This window comes from Mycolicibacterium bacteremicum, from assembly GCF_002086115.1.
Taxonomy (GTDB): domain Bacteria; phylum Actinomycetota; class Actinomycetes; order Mycobacteriales; family Mycobacteriaceae; genus Mycobacterium; species Mycobacterium bacteremicum.
In genome coordinates this window covers 1-22,417 of sequence record NZ_MVHJ01000035.1, presented here as the reverse complement: position 1 = coordinate 22,417, position 22,417 = coordinate 1, and the positions used below count along the sequence as shown (strand labels likewise).

Here is a 22,417-nt window from a genome sequence, read left to right as displayed (position 1 = left end):
TAGCGTGACCGAGATGCCCCCCACCACCGTCACGGTCGACGGAAGCTCCTACGCCGTCGAGGTCGCGGGTCCCGAGAACGCCGGCGTGGTGGTACTGATCGGGACGGCGGCGCTGGCCCCGGCCGCCTACGAGGCGGTGTGCCACCGGCTGCACACCGCGTCGCTGCGCACCGTGGTGATCGCCGCCAACCCGCGCCTGGATGCCGCGGCGGTCATCGGCATCATGGACGCGCTCGACATCCGATGGAGCACCCTGGTCGGTGACCGCGCCGGCGCCGAGATCGCCTGGCAGTTGGCGGCCACCCGGCTGGACAGGTTCACCGGGCTGGTGGTGATCGACCGCGGCCATCCGCGGGTCGCCGACGAGACCGGCACGGTCCGCGACGAGAACTGCAAGCCGGTCGAGGTCGCCACGACACTTCTGGTGAGCAGTGCCAAGTCCGCCGCGGTGGCCCGCGCCAGCCAGCGCTACGTGTACGGCGAATTCCGTCTGGTCGAACTGCTGGGGCGGCGCAACGCGGGTGAATCGACGGCACAACTGGCCGCCGAGATCGTGATGCGTACCAGCACCTGGTGACTTGCGCCGGACCGGGCGGGTCCCCTCGCATTCCATTGGTCTGATGGCCTACCTTTAGAGGCGACGGCTGGGTCAATGCCGATCCGCGCCGGAGCCGACAGGACGGAGCCAGCATGCTGACGCAAGCCGAATTGGAGCGTCTCGTCGCCGCCAAGGAGATCGACACCGTCATCCTCGCCTTCCCCGACATGCAGGGCAGGCTGACCGGAAAGCGGGTCTCTGCGCGGTTGTTCGTCGAAGAGGTGGCCGCGCACGGCGCCGAATGCTGCAACTATCTGCTGGCCGTCGACGTCGACATGAACACCGTCGACGGGTACGCCATGTCGAGCTGGGAGACCGGTTACGGCGATATGGTGATGACCCCGGATTTCGACACCCTGCGCCTGCTGCCCTGGCTGCCGGGCACCGCGCTGGTGATGGCCGACCTGTCCTTCACCGACGGCGCCCCGGTGGCGCCGGCGCCGCGCAGCATCCTGCGTACCCAGCTCGACCGGCTCGCCGAACGCGGCCTGAGTGCCTACGTCGGCACCGAACTGGAGTTCATGGTCTTCGACGACACCTTCCGCGACGCCTGGAAGGCCGGCTACCGCGGGCTGACACCGGCCACCGACTACAACATCGACTACGCCATGCTGGCCTCCACCCGGATGGAGCCGCTGCTGCGCGACATCCGGCTCGGCATGGACGGTGCCGGCATGTATTGCGAGGGCGTCAAAGGCGAGTGCAACCTGGGCCAGCAGGAGATCGCCTTCCGGTACGACGAGGCGCTGGTCACCTGTGACAACCACACCATCTACAAGAACGGCGCCAAGGAGATCGCCGACCAGCACGGCAAGTCGTTGACCTTCATGGCCAAGTTCGACGAGCGTGAGGGCAACAGCTGTCACATCCACATATCTCTTCGGGGCGCGGACGGCGCGGCGGTGTTCGCCGACGACAGCGACCCGCTCGGGATGTCGCCGATGTTCCGCAGCTTCGTGGCCGGTCAACTCGCCACGCTGCGTGAACTGAGCCTGTGGTACGCCCCGAACATCAACTCCTACAAGCGTTTCGCCGACGGCAGCTTCGCCCCGACGGCGGTGGCGTGGGGGCTGGACAACCGGACCTGCGCGCTGCGCGTGGTCGGGCACGGCCAGGGCATGCGGATGGAGAACCGGGCCCCCGGTGGCGATGTCAACCAGTACCTGGCCGTCGCGGCGCTGATCGCCGGCGGGCTGCACGGGATCGACAACGAACTCGAACTGCCCGACGCGTTGGCCGGTAATGCCTATACCAGCGGAGCCGACCGGTTGCCGACCACGCTGACCGAGGCTGCCGCGCTGTTCGAGGGATCGCAGGTCGCCCGCGACGCGTTCGGTGACGAGGTCGTCGAGCATTACCTGAACAACGCGCGCATCGAACTGAAGGCCTTCAACGCGGCCGTCACCGACTGGGAGCGGGTGCGTGGCTTTGAGCGGTTGTGAGCAGCCGGTCCTGGGCCTGACCACCTACCTGCAGCAGGCGCAGACCGGCGTCTGGGACGTCCAGGCCAGCTTCCTGCCCGCCATCTACCTGCAGGGCGTCAACCTGGCCGGGGGCACCGCGGTGCTGCTACCGCCCCAGCAGCCCGATGTCGCCGACCGGGTGCTCGACGGACTCGACGGGCTGATCATCACCGGTGGCCGCGATGTCGACCCGGCCACCTACGGACAGAACCGGCACCCGAGCACCGACGAACCGGCCGGCTCCCGCGACGCCTGGGAATTCGCCCTCGTCGAACGGGCATTGGCCCGGCAGCTGCCGGTGCTCGGGATCTGCCGCGGCGCACAGGTTCTCAACGTCGTCCTCGGTGGCACGCTGCACCAACACCTGCCCGATGTGCTGGGCCACAACCGCCACCAGCTCGGCAACGCGGTGTTCACCACCTCGGCGGTGGTCACCGTGCCGGGCACCCGGCTGGCCGAATTGATCGGCGAGACCACCGATGCCCAGTGCTACCACCACCAGGGCATCGACCGGCTCGGCAGGGGGCTGGTCGTCAGTGCGCTCGACGGGGCCGACCGCACCATCGAGGCCGTCGAACTCGATCCCGGCGCATACCCGGACCAGTTCGCGCTCGCCGTGCAGTGGCATCCCGAGGAGCGCCTGGACGATCTGCGCCTGTTCGGCGCGGTGGTCGAGGCCGCGCGGCGCTACACACACACCAGATCGGTATCGAGAGAAAGCGTTTCATGACCAGTTGTGACGTCATCAACCCGGCGACCGAGGAATTGCTGCGCCGGGTCGATCTGCTCGATGTCGCCGCGGTCGACGATGCGGTGGCCCGCGCCGTCGTCGCGCAACGGAAGTGGGCCAAGCTCGCCCCGGCGGAGCGCGCCGCGGCGCTGCGCGACTTCGCCGCCGTCGTCGATGCGCACGTCGGTGAGCTCGGTGCGCTCGAGGTGGCGAATTCCGGGCATCCGATCGGACAGGCCGAGTGGGAGGCCGGTCATGTCGGCGATGTGCTGACCTTCTACGCCGCCAGCCCGGAACGCCTGGCGGGCAAGCAGATCCCGGTGGCCGGTGGCATCGATGTGACATTCAACGAACCGCTCGGCGTGGTCGGCATCATCACCCCGTGGAACTTCCCGATGACCATCGCGTCCTGGGGGTTCGCCCCGGCGCTGGCCGCCGGTAACGCGGTGCTGGTGAAACCGGCCGAATGGACCCCGCTGACGACGCTGCGGCTGGCCGAACTCGCGGTGACCGCGGGCCTGGACCCGGATCTGTTCCAGGTGCTGCCCGGGGCGGGACCGGTGGTGGGGGAGCGGTTCGTCACCCACCCTGATGTCCGCAAGGTCGTGTTCACCGGCTCCACCGCCGTCGGCACCCGGGTGATGGCCGGGGCCGCCGCACACGTCAAGCGGGTCACCCTGGAGTTGGGCGGCAAGAGCGCCAACATCATCTTCGACGACTGCGATCTGGAGCGCGCCGCCGCGACCGCGCCATACGGCGTCTTCGACAACGCCGGTCAGGACTGCTGCGCCCGTAGCCGGATTCTTGTCCAGCGCACCGTCTATGAGCGCTTCATGGAACTGCTGGAACCCGCCGTGGCCGGTGTGAAGGTGGGCGACCCGACGGCATCGGACACCGAGATGGGACCGCTGGTGTCGCGCACGCACTGGGAGTCGGTGCGCGGCTACGTCCCCGACGACGCGCCGATCGCCTTCCGCGGAACGGCGCCACAGGGTCCCGGATTCTGGTTCCCGCCGACCGTGCTGACCCCGCAGCGCACCGACCGCACCGTCACCGAGGAGATCTTCGGACCGGTCGTCACGGTGCTGCCGTTCGAGGACGAGGCCGACGCCATCGCGCTGGCCAACGACACCCGATACGGGCTGTCCGGATCCATCTGGACCGACAACCTGTCCCGTGCGGTGCGGGTCTCGCGGGCCGTCGAGGCGGGCAACCTGAGCGTCAACTCGCATTCCTCGGTGCGCTACACCACCCCGTTCGGCGGGTTCAAGCAGTCCGGACTGGGCCGCGAACTGGGCCCCGATGCGCCGCTGTCCTTCACCGAGACCAAGAACGTCTTCATCGCAATCGAGGAGAACTAAGTGGACCTGACCCAGCGACTCAAGGACAAGGTCGCCGTCATCACCGGCGGTGCCAGCGGCATCGGACTGGCCACCGCCAAACGGATGCAGGCCGAGGGCGCCATCGTCGTCATCGGCGACGTGGACCCCGCTACCGGCCAGACCGTCGCCAACGATCTCAACGTCACCTTCGTCCAGGTCGACGTGTCGGACCCGGTCGCGGTCGACAACCTGTTCGACACCGCCTACGAGGTGCACGGCGGGGTGGACATCGCCTTCAACAACGCCGGGATCAGTCCCCCGGAGGACGACCTGATCGAGAACACCAGCCTCGATGCCTGGCAGCGGGTGCAGGACATCAACCTCAAATCGGTGTTCCTGTGCTCGAAAGCCGCTCTGCGGCATATGGTCCCGGCGCAGAAGGGATCGATCATCAACACCGCGTCGTTCGTCGCGGTGATGGGCTCGGCGACATCGCAGATCTCCTACACCGCGTCCAAGGGCGGGGTGTTGGCCATGTCGCGTGAGCTCGGCGTGCAGTACGCGCGCCAGGGGATCCGGGTCAACGCGCTGTGCCCCGGACCGGTGAACACCCCGCTGCTCAAGGAATTGTTCGCCAAGGATCCCGAGCGGGCCGCGCGCCGGTTGGTGCACGTGCCGGTGGGACGGTTCGCCGAACCTGAGGAATTGGCCGCCGCCGTGGCGTTCCTGGCCAGCGATGACGCCTCCTTCATCACCGGATCGTCGTTCCTGGTCGACGGCGGTATCAGCTCCGCCTACGTGACCCCGCTGTAAGGGCGGCGCGACGTGTCGGCCGCACCGGATCCGCAGCCCGCCAGCGATGCGTTGCTGCGCCCGGTCCGGCTGGGCAACGCGTTCGAGGACACCGTCGGGCGGCTGCTGCAGATGATCCGGTTGGGCGTGCTGGCGCCCGGCGAGTCGCTACCACCGGAACGGGAACTGGCCGCTCGGCTGGGCGTCAGCCGCGACACCGTCCGCGAGGCCATCAAATCGCTGGCCGACACCGGTCACCTGGTCTCCAAGCGCGGCCGCTACGGCGGCACCTTCCTGGCCGATGAGCTGCCCGACCTCGCGCACCCACCCGACGGCGACGCGGTCACCCGCGACGTCCTCGACGATGTGCTGCGGCTGCGCGAGATCCTCGAGGTCGGCGCGGCCCGGATGGCGGCCACCCGCACCCTGACCGAGACCGAGCGGGCCGAACTGCGGTCGCGCTGCGAGGATGTGCGCGGTGCCGCGGCCGAGGACTACCGACGGCTGGACTCCCGGCTGCACCTGGCGATCGCCGAGGCGGCCGGTTCGGTGTCGCTGGTGCCGCTGGTCGCCGAGAACCGGATGCGCATCAACGCGCTGCTGGACCAGATCCCGCTGCTGGGCCGCAATATCGCGCACTCCGACGAGCAGCACGACGCCATCGTCGAAGCCATCCTGGCCGGGGACGGCAACGCCGCCGCGGACGCCATGTGTGCGCATCTGGCCGGGTCGGCGGCGCTGCTGCACGGATTCCTGGACTGAGCGCCGCGACGAACCCTCCCGGCGGGGACTAGATTGCCTGTCATGGACGAGGCGTCGGCGGTGCACAAGGCGTCGTCGGCCCTGTCCGATGTCGATACCGGGGAGTGGGCCCGACGATTCGACCTGCTGTCGGATCCGCACCGGCTGGAGATTCTGCTGAGCCTGCACCGGGTGCCCGGTATCTGTGTCGGTGACCTGGCCGCCGCCCTCGGCCGCTCTGAAAACGCTGTCTCGCAGGCTCTTCGCGTGCTGCGCGGACAGGGTTGGGTGACCAGCAGCCGGGTGGGCCGTTCGGTGAGCTACCGCCTCGACGATGACATCGTGCACGATCTGCTGCACTGGATCGGCGCCGGTCACAACTGACCCGAGCCGAATCTGCCAATTCGGACACATCCGATCGCCCGCAGATCAGCATGGATGCATCCAGCTGGTACATCGGGAGGAACCATCATGAGCACCACCGAGCAGCAATCCGTCGACGCCGACCGCGTCCTGAAGGCCAAGCACCGCGCGCTGTGGGCATCCGGCGATTACGTGGCCGTCGCCACCGAGCTGATCCCCACCCTCGGCCCCGAACTGGTGCGTGCCTGCGGGGTGAGCGCCGGGGACCGGGTTCTCGACGTCGCCGCCGGCGCGGGCAACGCCGCGATACCGGCCGCGGCCGCCGGAGCCGTCGTCACCGCCGCCGACCTCACCCCGGAACTGTTCGACGCCGGCCGCCGGGCCGCCGCCGAGCGCGGCGTGCACCTGGAGTGGGTGGAGGCCGACGCCGAAGCGATGCCGTTCGCGGACAACGCCTTCGACATCGTGCTGTCCTGCGTCGGGGTGATGTTCGCACCGCACCACCGGGCGGCCGCCGACGAGCTCGTCCGGGTGTGCCGTCCCGGTGGCCGGATCGGCTTGATCAACTGGACGCCAACGGGTTTCATCGGTGGGCTGTTCGCGACGATGAAGCCGTATGCGGCGCCCCCGCCGCCCGGGGCGAGTCCGCCCCCGCTGTGGGGTGATGAGGTGCACGTCGCCGAACTGTTCGGCGACCGCGTGCAGGATCTGGCCATGCACCGACAGACGGTCCTGCTGGACCGTTGCACCGATCCGTTGGAGTTCCGCGAGTACTGGAAGCGCAACTACGGGCCCACCATCGCGGCCTACGCCTTCAACGCCGACAAACCCGAGCAGACCGCGGCGTTGGATCAAGCGTTCCTGGACTATTTGGCCGGCACCCGACGCGACGGCCGGTGGGAGGCCGAGTACCTGGTGGTGACCGCGACCAGGCGCTGACTCATTCCACCAGGCCGAGCAGGGCGTTCTCGATGACCTCGGGCAATGCCGGGTGGATCCAGTATTGGCCGGTGGCAACCTCTTTGGCGGTCTGACCGAAGCTGATCGCCTGGATCAGCGGTTGGATGATCGAGGACGCCTGATGGCCCATGATGTGCGCACCCAGGATGGCGCCGGTGGCCCGGTCACCGATCAGCTTGGCGATACCCGTGGTGTCCTCCATCGCCCAGCCGTAGGCGGTGTCACCGTAGTTCTGCACCTTGACGATGATGTCGTGACCGGCCTCGCGGGCCTCGGCCTCGGTGAGCCCGACGGTGGCGATCTGCGGGTCGGTGAACACCGCCGACGGCACGTACCGGTGGTCGCTGGCCACCATGGCCGCGGTGTCATCCCAGTCGCGCAGCAGGTTGTGCCGCACCACCCGCATCTCGTGATTGGCCACGTGCTTGAGTTGATAGTCCGAGGACACGTCGCCCAGGGCCCAGACCCCGCGCGCGCTGGTGCGCTGGTATTCGTCGACGACGACCATGCCGTTGTCGACCTGGACGCCGGCCCGCTCGGCGTCCAGCAGGTCACCGTTGGGTTTGCGGCCGGTGGCCACCAGCAGCATGTCGCCGACCAGCTCGGAGCCGTCATCGAGTTCGAGCACGACACCGTCGCCGTCGGTCGGCCGGGAGCCGATGACGTTGACATGGGTGCGCAGATCCCATTTCTGTGCGGCCAGGTCGGTGAATCGGTGGCACAGCGTCTCATCGCAGTGGGTCAACAGTCCCGGTCCGCGCACCACGATGGTGACCTTCACCCCGAGGGAGGAGAACACGTGCGCGAACTCGGCGGCCACGAATCCGCCGCCGACGATCACCAGGTGCTCCGGCAGTGCACTGATCCGCATGATGTTGTCGCTGGTGTAGTACTGCACACCGCATTCGGTGATGGCCGGCGGGATCACCGCTCGGGCGCCGGCGGCGATCACCACCTGATCAGAGCTGAACTCGGCGCCATCCTCGGTGCGCAACGTGTAGCGGCCGTCGGCGACCCCGCTGAACCGGGTGTGGCTGCCGTAGACGTCGATATTGGGCAGACTGCGCTTGTAGGCCTCGCCCCCGTTGGCTATCGGGTCGATCCGACCGAAGATCCGCGACACGATGTCGGGCCAGCGCACCTTGTCGACGTGGGCGTCGACGCCGAAGGTCGAGCTCTCCTTGATCGTCTCGGCGACCTCGGCGGCGTAGACGAACATCTTGGTCGGGATGCAGCCGACGTTGAGGCAGGTGCCGCCGAACCTGCCCTGCTCGCAGATCGCGATCCGCATATCGGCGTAGCGGGGGTCGAACCCCGGGTCGGGGATGCTGTTTCCCGAACCCGTGCCGATGATGGTCAGGTCGTAATGCTGCATCTGCGTCCTATCCGGAATGTGGTGTGGTCGATGATGTCCCGGTTCTCCGATACCCGTCCAGCCAGATGTCCAATTCGCGGTAGGCCGCGGCCCGGGGTTCGGGCAGGGACAGGAAGACATCGTGTTTGGCGTCGGTGACGGGCACCACGGTGAGCCGGTTGCCGATGCAGCCGGCCCAGCGCGCGATCTGGGTGACGTCGAGGACCGCGTCACCGCGGTGGATCAGGTCGGGATCACCCGCCTCGGCGACGCTGCGATCCGAGCGCAGGATCAGGCTCGGCACCCCGACGTCGAGTCCGCGGTGCAGCTGCTTCTGACCGCGCCGGATGGCATTGATCCAGCCGAAGGTCACCGGGAAGCCGCCCACCGGTTTCCAGTCCAGGTTGTAGTCGAACTCGCCGGTGAAGTCGCGGTGCAGGGTGGTGCCGTAGCCGCCGGGGGTCGGTTTGCGGATCACCGTCATCTTGCGCACCCGCGCCAGCGCGATCAACGCGGCCGAGGTGGGCGGGGTGCGCAGGATCGCCGGCCCGTGCAGGTCGAGGAACGGGCTGTTGAGCACCAGCCCGGTGACCGGCCCGGTGGCGCCGCGGCGGCGCAGCCGGTCCAGCCACAGCGACACGATCAGCCCGCCCGCCGAATGTCCGTAGATCAGCACCTCGTGTGCGTCCACGACGTCCAGGGCCGACTGCAGCGCCGCGTCGTAATGCGCCAGATTCGAGGTGAAATGCGGGGTCTGGCCGTCGCGGCGGGAACGACCGCACTTGGGCAGGTCCAGGGCGTAGCAGGCGAACCCGCGCTCGGCGAAGTGGTCGGCCAGTTCGGTGTGGAAGAAGTAGTCGGTGTACCCGTGCACCACCAGCACCGCCCGGTCCGGGCGTGGTTGCGGACGGCCCCGGGCCACCAGCGTGGCCACCAGCTCGCCCTCGCCGTCGGGATCGGGGCCGAGGGCCAGCGGCTGCTGCCAATAGCCTGGCAAGACATCGGGCTCCCAGCCGGTCACGACTGCCACTCTAGTGACCGGATGGCCTGCCGGTTGACGGAGCGGGGCCGAGCGAAGCGACGGGGCCTGGCGACGATAACCTTGAGGGCGTGTCTGACCCGAAGACAGTGAAGACGGACGTGGTGCTCGTCGGCGCCGGCATCATGAGCGCCACCCTGGGTGCGCTGCTGCGCCTGCTGGAACCGAATTGGTCGATCACCCTGATCGAGCGCCTCGACGGCGCGGCCGCCGAGAGCAGCGACCCGTGGAACAACGCGGGTACCGGGCATTCGGCGCTGTGTGAGCTCAACTACACGCCGCAGAAGGCCGATGGCACGATCGACATCGCCAAGGCCGTCAACGTCAACGAGCAGTTCCAGGTGTCCCGCCAGTTCTGGACCTACGCCGTGTCCAACGGCGTGCTGCCCGACGTGCGCAACTTCCTGAACCCCATCCCGCACGTCAGCTTCGTCGAGGGCGCCGAGAACACCAAGTACCTGCGCGCCCGCTACAACGCGCTGGTGACCAACCCGCTCTTCGAGAGCATGGAGTACATCGACGACACCGACGAGTTCGCCCGCCGGCTGCCGTTCATGGCGGACAAGCGCACGTTCGCCGAGCCGGTCGCGCTGAACTGGACCCAGTCGGGCACCGACGTCGACTTCGGTTCGCTGTCCCGCCAGCTCATCGGCTACACCGCGGGCCAGGGCATGACCACACTGTTCGGCCACGACGTGCGGGACCTGAGCAAGGACTCCGACGGTGGCTGGACGGTCAAGGTCGTCAACCGGCGGTCGCGGGCCAAGCACAAGATCAAGGCCAAGTTCGTGTTCGTCGGCGCCGGCGGCGGGGCACTGCCGCTGCTGCAGAAGGCCGGCATCCCGGAGGCCAAGGGTTTCGGCGGTTTCCCGGTGGGCGGCCAGTGGCTGCGTACGGCCAACCCGGAGCTGACCAGCAGGCATCAGGCCAAGGTCTACGGCGCACCGCCGCTGGGCGCGCCGCCGATGTCGGTGCCGCACCTGGACACCCGGGTGATCAACGGCAAGTCCTACCTGCTGTTCGGTCCGTTCGCCGGCTGGTCACCGAAATTCCTCAAGCAGGGCAAGGTCACCGATCTGCCGCTGTCGGTCAAGCCCAACAACCTGGCGTCCATGCTCGGCGTCGGCCTCACCGAGATGAGCCTGCTGAAGTACCTGATCGGGCAGCTGCTGCTCAGCGAGGGCGACCGGGTCGATGCGCTACGCGAATTCGCCCCGAGCGCACAGGATTCCGATTGGGAACTCGACATCGCCGGGCAGCGCGTGCAGGTGATCCGGCGCAAGGGTGCCGGCGGCGTGCTGGAATTCGGCACCACCGTGCTCACCGCGGCCGACGGCAGCATTGCCGGTCTGCTCGGCGCCTCCCCGGGCGCGTCGACGGCGGTGCCGGCCATGCTCGAGGTGATGGAACGCTGCTTCGCCGACCGTTATCAGGCCTGGCTGCCCAAGCTCAAGGAGATGGTGCCGTCGTTGGGCACCAAGCTCTCCGGGGAGCCGGCACTGTTCCGTGAGATCTGGGATCACGGCACCAAGGTGCTCAAGCTGGATGCGCCCGCCCCCGTATGACGGTGATGTCGTCATGACCGTCGCACTGCGCCGCAACTGGGCCAAGGATCTCGACGCCGCGACCCTCTACGAGCTGCTCAAGCTGCGCGTCGAGGTGTTCGTCGTCGAACAGGCGTGCCCCTACCCGGAACTCGACGGACGTGATCTGCTCGCCGAGACCCGGCACTTCTGGCTCGAAGGCGAGGACGGACAGGTGATCTCGACCCTGCGACTGATGGAGGAGCATCCCGGTGGGGAGAAGGTGTTCCGGATCGGTCGGGTCTGCACCAAACGCAGCGACCGCGGTCGCGGGCACACCGCCCGGCTGATGCAGGCCGCGCTGGCCGAGGTGGGCACCTACCCGTGCCGGATCGATGCGCAGACCTATCTGCAGGACATGTATGCCGCGCACGGATTCCTGCCCGAGGGTGAGGAATTCATCGAGGACGGGATCCCGCACATCGCGATGGTGCGGCCCGCCTCGGGGGCGCAATGACCTCGGCGACAGCGCACTTCCCGTTCTCCGCGCTGGTCGGGCACGACCGGCTTCGCCTGGCGCTGGTGCTGTGCGCGGTGCGTCCCGACATCGGCGGGGTGCTGATCCGCGGCGAGAAGGGCACCGCGAAATCGACTGCGGTGCGGGCGCTGGCCGCGGTGCTGGCGCACGTCGACGAGGATGCCCGGCTGGTCGAGTTGCCGATCGGCGCCACCGAGGACCGGGTGGTGGGCTCGTTGGATCTGCAGAAGGTGCTGCGCGAGGGCGAACACGCCTTCTCACCCGGTCTGCTGGCCCGCGCGCACGGCGGCGTGCTGTACGTCGACGAGGTCAACCTGTTGCACGACCATCTGGTCGACGTGCTGCTCGATGCCGCCGCGATGGGCCGGGTGCACATCGAACGGGACGGGGTGTCGCACTCACACGACGCCCGGTTCGTCCTGATCGGCACGATGAATCCCGAGGAGGGCGAGCTGCGCCCGCAGCTGCTGGACCGGTTCGGCCTGACGGTGGATGTGGCGGCCTCCCGCGACGTCGACACCCGCGTCGAGGTGATCCGGTCGCGACTGGCCTACGAGGCGGATCCGGCCGCGTTCGCCGCCCGCCATGCCGAGGCCGACGCCGAACTCGCCCGCCGGATCGCCGAGGCCCGCGCCGCGCTGGCCGATGTGGTGTTGGGCGACAACGAATTACGCCGGATCGCAGCGCTGTGCGCGGCCTTCGACGTCGACGGTATGCGCGCCGATCTGGTGCTGGCCCGCACCGCCGTCGCGCACGCCGCCTGGCGCGGGTCGGCGGTCGTGGCGGAAGAGGACATCCGGGTCGCCGCCGAACTGGCGCTGCCGCACCGGCGTCGCCGTGATCCCTTTGACGATCCCGGACTGGATCCCGAGCGCCTCGACGATGCGCTGTCGCAGACCGCCGAGCCACCCGAGGAGCCCGAGCCCGATCCCGAACCGCCGGGTGGTGGCGGGGGATCGGATGCCACCACCGAAGGTTCGGCGCCGCAGGGTGATTCGGCGGAGAACTCGCAACAGCAGAAGGTCGCGCCGCCGCCGACCCGGTCCAGCGCGCCGCCGTCGGCCACCTTCCGGACCAAGGCACTGGTGGTACCGGGGGTCGGCGAGGGCGCACCGGGCAGGCGGTCGCGGGCCCGTAATCGCACCGGCAGCACCGTGGGATCGACCGAGGTGCCCGGCGAGGGCCACGGCACGCACGTCTTCGCGACGCTGCTGGCCGCGGTGAACAACCAGCGCACGCCGGGCCGGCCGCGGGTACAACCCGATGATGTGCGGCGCGCGGTACGCGAGGGCCGCGAGGGCAATCTGGTCATCTTCGTGGTCGACGCGTCCGGGTCGATGGCGGCCCGGGACCGGATGTCGGCCGTCGGCGGTGCCGCGCTGTCCCTGCTGCGCGACGCCTACCAGCGCCGCGACAAGGTGGCGGTGATCACCTTCCGTGGGCAGCAGGCCGATGTGCTGCTGCCGCCGACCTCATCGGTGTACATCGCCGGCCGCCGGTTGGCGCGCTTCGACACCGGCGGCAAGACGCCGCTGGCGCAGGGACTGTTGGCCGCCCGCGATGTGGTGGTGCGCGAGAAGGCGCGCGACCGTGCGCGGCGTCCGCTGGTGGTGGTGCTGACCGACGGCCGGGCCACCGGGGGACCCGATCCGCTGGGCAGGACCCGCGCCGCGGCCCGGATGCTGGTTGCCGAGGGGGCCGCCGCCGTCGTGGTGGATTGCGAGACATCCTTCGTGCGACTGGGTTTGGCCGAGGAGCTGGCCCGCCAGCTGGAGGCTCCGGCGGTTCGGCTCGCGCACCTGCAGGCCGGTGAGCTCACCTCGCTGGTCAAGACCGCGGCATAGGAGGCCTGATGCCACAGGGACAACCGCTGACCGTGCCCGATGACGGACTGACCACCAAGGCGCGCCGCAATGCGCCGTTGCTGGCCGTGCACACCGGGCCCGGCAAGGGCAAGTCGACCGCCGCGTTCGGGATGGCGCTGCGGGCGTGGAATCAGGGTTTCGACGTCGCGGTGTTCCAGTTCGTCAAGAGCGCGAAATGGAAAGTGGGCGAGGAGAGCGTCTTTCGGGAGCTCGGCAAGTTGCACGACGAGCACGGCGCCGGCGGCCCGGTGCAGTGGCACAAGATGGGCTCGGGCTGGTCGTGGACGCGCAAGCAGGGTTCCGAGGTCGACCACGCCGAGACCGCGCGCGACGGCTGGGCCGAGATCAGCCGCCGGATCGCCGAGCAGAGCCACGACTTCTACGTCCTCGACGAGTTCACCTATCCACTCAAGTGGGGCTGGGTCGATGTCGATGAGGTGGTCGAGGTGCTGCGCAACCGGCCCGGCCGCCAGCATGTGGTGATCACCGGACGGGATGCGCCCCAAGCCCTCATCGACGCCGCCGACCTGGTGACCGAGATGACCAAGATCAAGCACCCGATGGATGCCGGCCGCAAGGGTCAGCGGGGTATCGAGTGGTGACGAGCGTGCGCAGACTCGTCTTTTCAGCTGGCGTGTTGCCCGCAGACACGCACGCTCGCCGGGATGGTGGCGCGTGACGGTTCCGGCGGTGGTCATCGCCGCACCGTCCTCGGGCAGCGGGAAGACCACCGTCGCAACGGGTCTGATGGGTGCGCTGCGCCGTGCCGGGCACCGCGTCGCGCCGTTCAAGGTCGGCCCGGACTTCATCGACCCGGGCTATCACGCGCTGGCGGCCGGGACCCCCGGGCGCAACCTGGACCCGGTGCTGGTGGGCGAGTCACTGATCGGGCCGCTGTACCGGCACGGCACCGCGACCGCCGACATCGCCGTGGTCGAAGGAGTGATGGGCCTGTTCGACGGGCGGATCAGCGAGCACCACGCCGGCCCGGCGCAGGGGTCCACCGCGCACGTCGCGGGCATGCTGGGCGCCCCGGTGGTGCTCGTCGTCGACGCCCGCGGGCAGGCCCACAGCATCGCCGCTCTGCTGCACGGCTTCTCGACCTTCGACACCTCGATCCGGGTGGCCGGGGTGATCCTGAACCGGGTCGGCTCGGCCCGCCACGAGCAGGTGCTGCGGCAGGGCTGCGAGCAGGCCGGGGTCACCGTGTTCGGCGCGATTCCCCGGGCCGCCGAACTGGAGGTGCCGTCGCGGCACCTGGGACTGGTGACCGCCGTCGAGTTCGGCGCGCTGGCCCAGCGCGCGGTGGCGGCGATGACGGATCTGGTCGCCGAGCACGTCGATGTCGGCGCGCTGGCCCGCGCCGCGTCGGCGTGGGTGGACGCCCCGGCCTGGAGTCCGCCGGGCGCCGCCGGACGGACGGCGGTGACCGTCGCACTGGCCGCCGGACGCGCGTTCAGCTTCGGTTATGCCGAGCACCGGGAGCTGTTGGTGGCGGCCGGGGCCGATGTCGTCGACTTCGACCCGCTCACCGAGGGCTTGCCCGCGGGCACCGCCGGGCTGGTGATCCCCGGTGGCTTCCCCGAGCAGTTCACCGCCGAGCTGTCGGCCAACGAGCCGGTGCGCGCGCAGATCCGCGCGCTCGCCGCGGCCGGCGCGCCGATCCACGCCGAATGCGCCGGGTTGACCTATCTGGTCGACGATCTCGACGGAGCGCCGATGTGTGGCGTGCTCGCCGGGTCGGCCCGGTTCACCGAACGGCTCACACTCGGCTACCGCGATGCCGTCGCGGTCGCGGACTCGTCCATGCATACCGCGGGAGAACGGGTGTCCGGGCACGAATTCCACCGCACCGCAGTCACATTCGCCTCCGAGTATGAGCCGGCATGGGGGTTTGCCAAGACCGGCGGCCGGGACGGCGCCGTGCACCGCGGGGTGCACGCCGGCTATCTGCACACCCACCCGGCCGGGCACCCGCAGGCATGCTCGCGCTTCGTCGGTGCCGCGGCAACCTTTAAGCTCGGCGGGTGACGCGCACCCGAGGAGCCCAGTGACAGACAACGCCTACCTGGTCGGTCTGCGTCTGGAGGGCCGCAAAGTCGTGGTCGTCGGCGGCGGCAGCGTGGCCCAGCGCAGGCTGCCGCTGTTGGTCGCCGCCGGTGCCGACGTGCACGTGATCGCCCGCGCGGCGACCCCCGCGGTCGAGGCGTTCGGCGACTCGTCGGCCACCGTGACCGTGACGCTGCGTGACTTCCGTGACGAGGACCTCGACGGGGCCTGGTACGCGTTGGCGGCCACCGATGACCCGGATGTGAACGCCGCCATCGTGGCCGGCGCTGATCGCCGCCGCATCTTCTGCGTGCGCGCCGACGTGGCCATCGAGGGAACCGCGGTGACGCCGGCGTCCTTCGAATACGAGGGTTTGTCGGTCGGCGTGCTGGCCAGCGGTGAGCACCGGCGGTCGGCGGCCATCCGCTCGGCCATCCACGAGGCGTTGCAGACCGGGGTGATCAGCGACCGGGCCGGCAACACCGGCAGGGAAGGGGCCACCGTGCACGAGGGTGTGGCCCTGGTCGGCGGTGGACCCGGCGACCCGGAGCTGATCACCGTGCGCGGTCGGCGGTTGCTGGCCAACGCCGACGTCGTCGTCGCCGATCGGTTGGCCCCGCCGGAACTGCTCGCCGAGTTGTCCCCGCATGTGGAGGTGATCGACGCCGCGAAGATCCCGTACGGACGCGCGATGGCGCAGGAGGCCATCAACGACGTCCTGATCGATCGGGCCAAGGCCGGCAAGTTCGTGGTGCGGCTCAAAGGCGGCGACCCGTTCGTGTTCGCGCGTGGTTACGAAGAGGTGATCGCGTGCGCCGAGGCCGGCGTGCCGGTGACCGTGGTGCCCGGTGTGACCAGTGCCATAGCGGTGCCCGCGCTGGCCGGCGTTCCGGTCACCCATCGCCACGTCACGCACGAGTTCGTGGTGGTCAGCGGCCATGTTGCGCCGGGGCACCCCGAATCGTTAGTGAATTGGGATGCGCTTGCCGCGATGTCCGGCACGATCGTGCTGCTGATGGCCGTCGAGCGGATCGAACAGTTCGCGCAGGCGTTGCTGGCAGGCGGCAGACCTGCGGATACGCCGGTGATCGTGGTTCAGCATGGGACGACGGCGGCGCAGCGGACGGTCCGGGCGACGCTGGCCGATGTGGCCGAGAAGGTCCGTTCGGAGGGGATCCGACCGCCTGCCATCATCGTTATCGGGCCGGTGGCGGCGTTCGGTAGTTAAAGGAATCCTAAGATTACTGTAAAGTAGCCCGGTATGACTGCTCTCAATGCTGCCGGTCGCAAGTCCGGCGGAGACGGTGCAGAAGGCAGCAATCGGGCCCTGCCAGTACACGTAGGCCGAGGGGATATGCAGCAAAACGGCAAGTCGCCGGCGTTCCTGCCGTCCTGGAACTTCATCGCGGCCGTGATCGCCATCGGCGGCATGCAGTTGCTCGCCACGATGGACAGCACGGTCGCCATCGTCGCCCTTCCTAAGATCCAGGACGAGCTCGGGCTCTCCGATGCCGGCCGCAGCTGGGTCATCACCGCCTATGTGCTGACCTTCGGTGGTCTGATGCTGCTGGGCGGCCGGTTGGGCGACACCATCGGTCGCAAGCGCACCTTCATCGTCGGCGTCGCGCTGTTCACCATCGCCTCCGTGCTCTGCGGTGTGGCCTGGGATGAGGCCACGCTGGTCATCGCGCGGCTGCTGCAGGGCGTGGGAGCGGCGATCGCCTCGCCCACCGGCCTGGCGCTGATCGCCACGACCTTCTCCAAGGGCCCGGCCCGCAACACCGCCACCGCGGTGTTCGCCGCCATGACCGGTGTCGGATCGGTGATGGGCCTGGTGGTCGGCGGCGCGCTGACCGAGGTGTCCTGGCGCTGGGCCTTCCTGGTGAACGTCCCGATCGGCCTGATCATGCTGTACCTGGCGCGCACCCACCTGCGCGAGACCGACCGCGCGCCGATGAAACTCGATGCCGCCGGCGCCATCCTGGCCACCCTGGGCTGCACCGCCGCCGTGTTCGGCTTCTCGATGGGGCCCGAGCGCGGCTGGTTGGACCCGGTCACGCTGGCCTCCGGCCTGGCGGCCGTGGTGTTCTTCCTGGCCTTCCTCTACGTCGAGCGCACCGCGGAGAACCCCGTTGTGCCGTTCTCGCTGTTCCGCGATCGCAACCGGGTCGCCACCTTCTACGCGGTGTTCCTGGCCGGCGGCGTGATGTTCACGCTGACCGTGCTGATCGGCCTGTACGTGCAGGACGTCATGGGCTACAGCGCCCTGCGCGCCGGTATCGGGTTCATCCCGTTCGTCATCGCCCTCGGCATCGGGTTGGGCCTGTCCTCGGTGCTGGTCTCGAAGTTCGCACCGCGCCTGCTGGTGATCGCCGGTGGGGTGCTGGTGCTGGCCGCGATGATCTACGGCTCGACGCTGCACGGGGACATCCCGTACTTCCCGAACCTGGTCATCCCGATCACCGTCGGCGGCTTCGGCATCGGCATGATCGTCGTGCCGCTCACGGTGTCGGCGATCGCCGGTGTCGGATTCGACGAGATCGGTCCGGTGTCGGCCATCGCGCTGATGCTGCAGAACCTGGGCGGACCCGTCGTCCTCGCGATAATCCAGGCCGTGATCACCTCGCGCACGCTGTACCTCGGTGGGACCACCGGCCCGGTCAAGAACATGAACGAGGCCCAACTCAACGCCCTGGACCAGGGTTACACCTACGGCCTGCTGTGGGTTGCCGCCGTCGCCGTGGTGGTGGGTGCGGCCGCGCTGTTCATCCGCTACACCGCGGAGGAAGTGGCGCACGCCCAGGAGGTCAAGGACGCGATCGACGCCGGAGAGCTGGAGAACTGAGGAAATCCCGCACCAGCGGGACCACCTCACCCAGATGCGTCTCCAGCAGCCAGTGGCCGCCGTCGAAGGTGTGCACGGCCGCCTCGGGTAGGTCGCGCAGGTAGGCCCGCGCCGACGCCTCGGGCATGTAGCCGTCGTTGACGCCCCACACGATCAGCGCCGGTGGCGTGTGCTCACGCAGGTAGGCCTGCTGGGCGGGCATCCGCCCCAGCGTCGACGGCTGGTCCTCCAGCAGCCGGATCAGGTTCGCGATCCGTTCCGGCGTCGACATCAGCGCCCAGTGCAGTGTCCACAGATCGGGACTGATCCGGTCGGTGAGGTGGGCAGGCAACTCGCCGACGAACTCACTGCGGAAGCCGTCGAGACTCACGTGCTCGGCGATGCCGCGCCGTGCCTGCGGCCCCGGGTTCTCCCAGGCCTGCTTCAGGAAATCGTATTTCGGCCCGAAGGCATCGGGATAGATGTCGCCGTTCTGGATGATCAGCCCGGTGACCCGCTCGGGTGCCGACATGGCCAGCGCGAACCCGAACTGCGAACCGTAATCGTGCAGCCAGAGGGCGAAGTGGCCGAGCTCCATCGCATCGGCGAAGCGCCGCAGGAACTCCGCGTAGGCGTCGAAGGTGTAGGCGAAGTCGCGGGCCGCAGGGGTGGCGCTGTAGCCGAAGCCCGGCAGATCCGGCGCCACCAGGCGCCAGGTGTCCCCGAGGGCGGGCAGCAGATTGCGGTAGGCGTAGGACGAGCACGGGTAACCGTGCGGTAGCAGCAGCACCTCGCCGTCGGCGGGGCCGCTCTCGCGATAGAAGGTGTCGATGCCGTCGACGGTGATCCGTCGGTGGGCGACGGGGGCAGCGGGCATGGGTGTTGACTTGCCTGCCCCCGCCGGCGGTAAACCCGAGCGGGGATGACTGACGCAAAGTTTTTCGTTTCAGATGTTTGGTGCGGTGTCACGACGGGTAAACCCAGCCCTGCGGACAAACGGCTCAGCTGTGCTGCGCGCAAAACACACTCGTGTAATTTCTCCACACCTGTGTATGAATTCTGTGGATAACTACACGATCGCAATGTAGGGGAGCCGTGCGCCGCCGGGACATCAGTGCAGCCACCGACGCATCGGGCTGGCGCCTGATACTCGGGACGCTCATCAGTCACGTCACCGTGGATTCGCTGCCCGCGGCCATGCACGCCGCGGATATCGCGGTGCAGGCGGGCGGAAGCGCTGCCGCCGGACACCTCGACATCGACCTGTCGGGTGACCGAGTGGTGCTGCGCCTGCAGGACCGCGCCGTCGGCACGGTCACCGAATCCGACCTCGCGCTGGCCCGCCGGATCACCGCTGCGCTGGCCGACGCATCGCTGCGCACCACTGCCGGAGACGGCGCCGTCGTGGCACAGACACTCGAGATCGCCATCGACGCGCTCGACATCGCGGCGGTGCGCGGGTTCTGGCGGGCGGTGACCGGCTACCTCGACGGACCGCACCCGCCCGACCTGCCGCCGGGAGCCCTGATCGACCCGCTGCGCCGCGGCCCGATCATCTGGTTTCAGCAGATGGACGAGCCACGCCGGCAACGCAACCGGATCCACCTCGATGTCGATGTGCCGCCCGAACATGCCGCGGCACGGATCGAGGCGGCGCTCGCCGCGGGCGGCCGGCTGGTCTCCGACGCGGCGGCGCCGGCATTCTGGGTGCTCGCCGATGCCGAGGGCAACGAGGCCTGCGTGTGCACCTGGCAGGGCCGTGACTGAATTGGATTGTCGGGCTGATCGGTCGCCCCGCTAGGCTGACCGCTCGTGATCACCCGTATGTCCGAGTTGTTCCTGCGAACCCTGCGTGACGACCCCGCCGACGCCGAAGTGCCCAGCCACAAGCTGCTGGTCCGGGCCGGCTACGTCCGGCCGGTCGGCCCGGGGATCTACAGCTGGCTGCCGCTGGGCCTGCGGGTGCTGCGCAAGATCGAGAACATCGTCCGCAGTGAGATGAATGCCATCGGCGGTCAGGAGATCCTGCTGCCGGCCCTGCTGCCGCGCGCGCCGTACGAGACCACCAACCGCTGGACCGAGTACGGCGACACGCTGTTCCGGTTGCAGGATCGCCGCAACAACGACTATCTGCTCGGCCCCACCCACGAGGAACTGTTCACCCTGACCGTCAAGGGCGAGTATTCCTCGTACAAGGATTTCCCGGTACTGCTGTACCAAATCCAGACCAAGTACCGCGACGAGGCACGTCCGCGCGCCGGCATCCTGCGCGGCCGCGAGTTCGTCATGAAGGACTCGTACTCGTTCGACATCGACGACGACGGTCTCAAGACCGCCTACCACCACCACCGCGAGGCCTACCAGCGCATCTTCGGCCGGCTCGGGGTGGACTACGTGATCGTCTCGGCGGTGTCCGGGGCAATGGGCGGCAGCGCGTCGGAGGAGTTCCTCGCCGAGAGCGAGGTCGGCGAGGACACCTTCGTGCGGTGCGTCGAGTCCGGTTACGCCGCCAACGTCGAAGCCGTCATCACCAGGGCCCCCGAGGAGATCCCCATCGAGGGACAGCCGCCGGCCCAGGTGCACGACACCCCGGACGCCCCGACCATCGCCACCCTGGTGGACTGGGCCAACTCGGCCGGTCTGGCGCAGTTCGCCGGACGCGCCGTCACCGCGGCGGACACCCTGAAGAACGTCCTGCTCAAGACGCGCCTGCCCGGCGGGGAGTGGGAACTGCTCGGCGTCGGCGTGCCCGGTGATCGAGAGGTCGACGAGAAGCGCCTCGGCGCGGCGCTGGAGCCGGCCGAGTTCACGCTGCTCGAGGACGCCGATTTCGCCGCCAACCCGTTCCTGGTCAAGGGTTATGTTGGCCCGAAGGCGCTGCAGGACAACGGTGTTCGCTACCTCGTCGACCCGCGGGTGGTGTCCGGCACGTCCTGGATCACCGGGGCTGATGCTCCCAACCGGCATGTGGTGGGCCTGGTGGCCGGCCGCGATTTCACACCCGACGGCACCATCGAGGCCGCCGACGTGCGCGACGGTGACCCGTCCCCGGACGGCGCCGGGGTGCTCACCTCGGCCCGCGGAATCGAGATCGGGCACATCTTCCAACTCGGCCGCAAATACGCCGATGCCTTCACCGCCGACGTGCTCGACGAGAACGGCAAGCCGGTGCGCCTGACGATGGGGTCCTACGGCATCGGGGTGTCGCGACTGGTCGCGGTCATCGCCGAACAGCAGCACGATGAGATCGGCCTGCGCTGGCCGGCCGCGGTGGCGCCGTTCGACGTGCACGTGGTGATCGCCAACAAGGACGCCGCCGCCCGCGTGGGTGCCACCGAGCTTGCCGGTGAGTTGTCCCGGCTGGGCTTCGAGGTGCTCCTCGATGACCGCACCTCGTCACCGGGGGTCAAGTTCAAGGACGCCGAACTGCTCGGCATGCCCTGGATCGTGGTCGTCGGGCGCGGCTGGGCCGACGGTGTGGTGGAACTACGCAACCGGTTCAGCGGCGAGACCCGCGAACTCGCGGTCGACGGGGCGGGCGCCGAGGTGGCTGCCGCGCTGCGCGCGAATCAGGGCTGAGCGCTGAACGCCTAACCGGCCTGTTCGGGACCGCCCGGGAAAGCCACGGTGACCGGGGCGGTCCCCAGGATCGTGCGCCACCGGGCCGCCAGCACCGCGGCCTGCGTCATCGCGGTCACGGCGAACATGCGGTCCTGCGGCGTCTGGGCCTGCTCCAGCACCGCGCGCCAGGCGGTGGCGGTGTCGGCCTCCATCCGCACGGCCAGTTCGGCGGCGTCGCCGGGATCGGTGACCTCGGTCGGCAGCTGGTAGCCCGGCGCCGGCAGCGGCGCGGTGACCTGCCGGTCGGCCAGCAGCACCAGTGCCTGCTCACGGCGTTCCCGGTGCTGGGCCATGGCCTCGGCGACCAGCCAGTTGTCCTCGGAGGTCGAATGCGCCGAGACGATGCCGTAGCCGTAGATGGCGCCGTGCTCGGTGGCCACGGCGTCGAACAGCGCCGCGTGGGCGGCGTCCTCGGGGCGATCCGGGTCCGGTGTCGGGGTTGGGGAGGTCATGGCTTCTCCTCTCCGCCCAACGCCACCAGATACGCCGCGGTGCACGACGCCGAGATCGAGCCGAGCAGCCCGGCGCGGTAGCCGGCCATCCGTTCGGCGGCCTGGGCGGACTGCTCGGCCGACCCGCGCAACGCGTCGATGACCTGTGCGACGGTGGGGGCGGCGGCGGGGGCCGTGCTGGTG

The 22,417-nt window shown here is 69.2% G+C and carries 21 protein-coding genes and 1 pseudogene; 17 read left to right on the top strand and 5 right to left on the bottom strand.

The annotated features are described in order from the left end of the window. Nucleotides 1-13: 13 nt before the first annotated feature. From BST17_RS25375 to BST17_RS25340, 8 genes are all read left to right on the top strand, one after another. Nucleotides 14-577, top strand: coding sequence for an alpha/beta fold hydrolase (locus BST17_RS25375; protein ID WP_083061704.1), 564 nt, complete (start codon nt 14-16; stop codon nt 575-577). A gap of 113 nt (nt 578-690) precedes the next feature. Next, complete coding sequence (locus BST17_RS25370) at nt 691-2,040, top strand: glutamine synthetase family protein (RefSeq protein ID WP_083061678.1); 1,350 nt, start codon at nt 691-693, stop codon at nt 2,038-2,040. Continuing rightward, nucleotides 2,027-2,791 carry a gamma-glutamyl-gamma-aminobutyrate hydrolase family protein gene (locus BST17_RS25365; protein WP_083061677.1) on the top strand — a complete coding sequence of 255 codons (765 nt, stop codon included), beginning with the start codon at nt 2,027-2,029 and terminating at the stop codon, nt 2,789-2,791. Before BST17_RS25370 ends, BST17_RS25365 begins: the two co-directional genes overlap by 14 nt. After that, nucleotides 2,788-4,152: an aldehyde dehydrogenase family protein gene (locus BST17_RS25360; RefSeq protein WP_083061676.1), complete on the top strand. Its 1,365-nt coding sequence runs from the start codon at nt 2,788-2,790 to the stop codon at nt 4,150-4,152. The genes BST17_RS25365 and BST17_RS25360 overlap by 4 nt, the downstream gene beginning before the upstream one ends. Beyond that, nucleotides 4,153-4,926 carry a 3-oxoacyl-ACP reductase gene (locus BST17_RS25355; RefSeq protein WP_083061675.1) on the top strand — a complete coding sequence of 258 codons (774 nt, stop codon included), beginning with the start codon at nt 4,153-4,155 and terminating at the stop codon, nt 4,924-4,926. Nucleotides 4,927-4,938: 12 nt separating this feature from the next. Then, the gene (locus BST17_RS25350; protein WP_083061674.1) at nt 4,939-5,667 is read left to right on the top strand and encodes a FadR/GntR family transcriptional regulator; all 729 of its coding nucleotides are present in this window, start codon (nt 4,939-4,941) and stop codon (nt 5,665-5,667) included. 42 nt (nt 5,668-5,709) lie between these two features. Continuing rightward, on the top strand, nt 5,710-6,030 hold the full coding sequence (locus BST17_RS25345; RefSeq protein ID WP_083061673.1) for an ArsR/SmtB family transcription factor: 321 nt from the start codon (nt 5,710-5,712) through the stop codon (nt 6,028-6,030). Between the two features lie 87 nt (nt 6,031-6,117). Continuing rightward, complete coding sequence (locus tag BST17_RS25340) at nt 6,118-6,948, top strand: class I SAM-dependent methyltransferase (protein WP_083061672.1); 831 nt, start codon at nt 6,118-6,120, stop codon at nt 6,946-6,948. A 1-nt stretch (nt 6,949) separates the two neighbouring features. On the opposite strand, the gene mtr is transcribed toward BST17_RS25340, so the two are convergent. Next, on the bottom strand, nt 6,950-8,344 hold the full coding sequence (gene mtr / locus BST17_RS25335; RefSeq protein WP_083061671.1) for a mycothione reductase: 1,395 nt from the start codon (nt 8,342-8,344) through the stop codon (nt 6,950-6,952). A gap of 7 nt (nt 8,345-8,351) precedes the next feature. After that, nucleotides 8,352-9,344 (bottom strand): alpha/beta hydrolase, encoded by a 993-nt coding sequence (locus tag BST17_RS25330; RefSeq protein WP_083061670.1) that lies wholly within the window; start codon nt 9,342-9,344, stop codon nt 8,352-8,354. Between the two features lie 143 nt (nt 9,345-9,487). Here BST17_RS25330 and mqo point away from each other — a divergent pair, with 143 nt between their 5' ends. From mqo to BST17_RS25295, 7 genes are all read left to right on the top strand, one after another. Then, nucleotides 9,488-10,927, top strand: a complete 1,440-nt coding sequence (gene mqo, locus BST17_RS25325; protein WP_276071619.1) for a malate dehydrogenase (quinone) — start codon at nt 9,488-9,490, stop codon at nt 10,925-10,927. A gap of 13 nt (nt 10,928-10,940) precedes the next feature. Continuing rightward, a complete protein-coding gene (locus BST17_RS25320) occupies nt 10,941-11,402 on the top strand; it encodes a GNAT family N-acetyltransferase (protein WP_083061703.1) in 462 nt (153 codons plus the stop codon). Further along, nucleotides 11,399-13,267 (top strand): magnesium chelatase subunit D family protein, encoded by a 1,869-nt coding sequence (locus BST17_RS25315; protein ID WP_083061668.1) that lies wholly within the window; start codon nt 11,399-11,401, stop codon nt 13,265-13,267. The genes BST17_RS25320 and BST17_RS25315 overlap by 4 nt, the downstream gene beginning before the upstream one ends. Nucleotides 13,268-13,275: 8 nt before the next feature. After that, complete coding sequence (gene cobO / locus BST17_RS25310) at nt 13,276-13,890, top strand: cob(I)yrinic acid a,c-diamide adenosyltransferase (RefSeq protein ID WP_083061667.1); 615 nt, start codon at nt 13,276-13,278, stop codon at nt 13,888-13,890. Nucleotides 13,891-13,963: 73 nt separating this feature from the next. Beyond that, a complete protein-coding gene (locus tag BST17_RS25305) occupies nt 13,964-15,319 on the top strand; it encodes a cobyrinic acid a,c-diamide synthase CobB (RefSeq protein ID WP_083061666.1) in 1,356 nt (451 codons plus the stop codon). A 19-nt stretch (nt 15,320-15,338) separates the two neighbouring features. Further along, nucleotides 15,339-16,565 (top strand): uroporphyrinogen-III C-methyltransferase, encoded by a 1,227-nt coding sequence (gene cobA, locus BST17_RS25300; RefSeq protein ID WP_083061665.1) that lies wholly within the window; start codon nt 15,339-15,341, stop codon nt 16,563-16,565. Nucleotides 16,566-16,691: 126 nt separating this feature from the next. Continuing rightward, nucleotides 16,692-18,182 carry an MFS transporter gene (locus BST17_RS25295; RefSeq protein WP_234807822.1) on the top strand — a complete coding sequence of 497 codons (1,491 nt, stop codon included), beginning with the start codon at nt 16,692-16,694 and terminating at the stop codon, nt 18,180-18,182. On the opposite strand, the gene BST17_RS25290 is transcribed toward BST17_RS25295, so the two are convergent. Then, nucleotides 18,145-19,038 (bottom strand): alpha/beta fold hydrolase, encoded by an 894-nt coding sequence (locus tag BST17_RS25290; protein ID WP_083061663.1) that lies wholly within the window; start codon nt 19,036-19,038, stop codon nt 18,145-18,147. The genes BST17_RS25295 and BST17_RS25290 overlap by 38 nt on opposite strands. Nucleotides 19,039-19,256: 218 nt before the next feature. Here BST17_RS25290 and BST17_RS25285 point away from each other — a divergent pair, with 218 nt between their 5' ends. Then, nucleotides 19,257-19,928, top strand: coding sequence for a 4a-hydroxytetrahydrobiopterin dehydratase family protein (locus BST17_RS25285; protein WP_083061662.1), 672 nt, complete (start codon nt 19,257-19,259; stop codon nt 19,926-19,928). Between the two features lie 45 nt (nt 19,929-19,973). Beyond that, nucleotides 19,974-21,740: a proline--tRNA ligase gene (locus BST17_RS25280; RefSeq protein WP_083061661.1), complete on the top strand. Its 1,767-nt coding sequence runs from the start codon at nt 19,974-19,976 to the stop codon at nt 21,738-21,740. 11 nt (nt 21,741-21,751) lie between these two features. Here the strand turns inward: BST17_RS25280 and BST17_RS25275 are convergent, their stop codons facing one another. Next, nucleotides 21,752-22,234 carry a ferritin-like domain-containing protein gene (locus BST17_RS25275; protein WP_083061660.1) on the bottom strand — a complete coding sequence of 161 codons (483 nt, stop codon included), beginning with the start codon at nt 22,232-22,234 and terminating at the stop codon, nt 21,752-21,754. Then, nucleotides 22,231-22,417, bottom strand: a pseudogene (locus BST17_RS25270) (hypothetical protein); the annotation flags it as partial. The pseudogene BST17_RS25270 and the gene BST17_RS25275, both read right to left, overlap by 4 nt.

Coding starts and splice junctions, on each gene's coding strand:
- BST17_RS25375 (WP_083061704.1), top strand. CDS start 14: ATGCCCCCCACCACCGTCACGGTCGACGGAAGCTCCTACGCCGTCGAG.
- BST17_RS25370 (WP_083061678.1), top strand. CDS start 691: ATGCTGACGCAAGCCGAATTGGAGCGTCTCGTCGCCGCCAAGGAGATC.
- BST17_RS25360 (WP_083061676.1), top strand. CDS start 2,788: ATGACCAGTTGTGACGTCATCAACCCGGCGACCGAGGAATTGCTGCGC.
- BST17_RS25345 (WP_083061673.1), top strand. CDS start 5,710: ATGGACGAGGCGTCGGCGGTGCACAAGGCGTCGTCGGCCCTGTCCGAT.
- BST17_RS25340 (WP_083061672.1), top strand. CDS start 6,118: ATGAGCACCACCGAGCAGCAATCCGTCGACGCCGACCGCGTCCTGAAG.
- mtr (WP_083061671.1), bottom strand. CDS start 8,344: ATGCAGCATTACGACCTGACCATCATCGGCACGGGTTCGGGAAACAGC.
- mqo (WP_276071619.1), top strand. CDS start 9,488: ATGAGCGCCACCCTGGGTGCGCTGCTGCGCCTGCTGGAACCGAATTGG.
- BST17_RS25320 (WP_083061703.1), top strand. CDS start 10,941: ATGACCGTCGCACTGCGCCGCAACTGGGCCAAGGATCTCGACGCCGCG.
- BST17_RS25315 (WP_083061668.1), top strand. CDS start 11,399: ATGACCTCGGCGACAGCGCACTTCCCGTTCTCCGCGCTGGTCGGGCAC.
- cobO (WP_083061667.1), top strand. CDS start 13,276: ATGCCACAGGGACAACCGCTGACCGTGCCCGATGACGGACTGACCACC.
- BST17_RS25295 (WP_234807822.1), top strand. CDS start 16,692: ATGCAGCAAAACGGCAAGTCGCCGGCGTTCCTGCCGTCCTGGAACTTC.
- BST17_RS25290 (WP_083061663.1), bottom strand. CDS start 19,038: ATGCCCGCTGCCCCCGTCGCCCACCGACGGATCACCGTCGACGGCATC.
- BST17_RS25275 (WP_083061660.1), bottom strand. CDS start 22,234: ATGACCTCCCCAACCCCGACACCGGACCCGGATCGCCCCGAGGACGCC.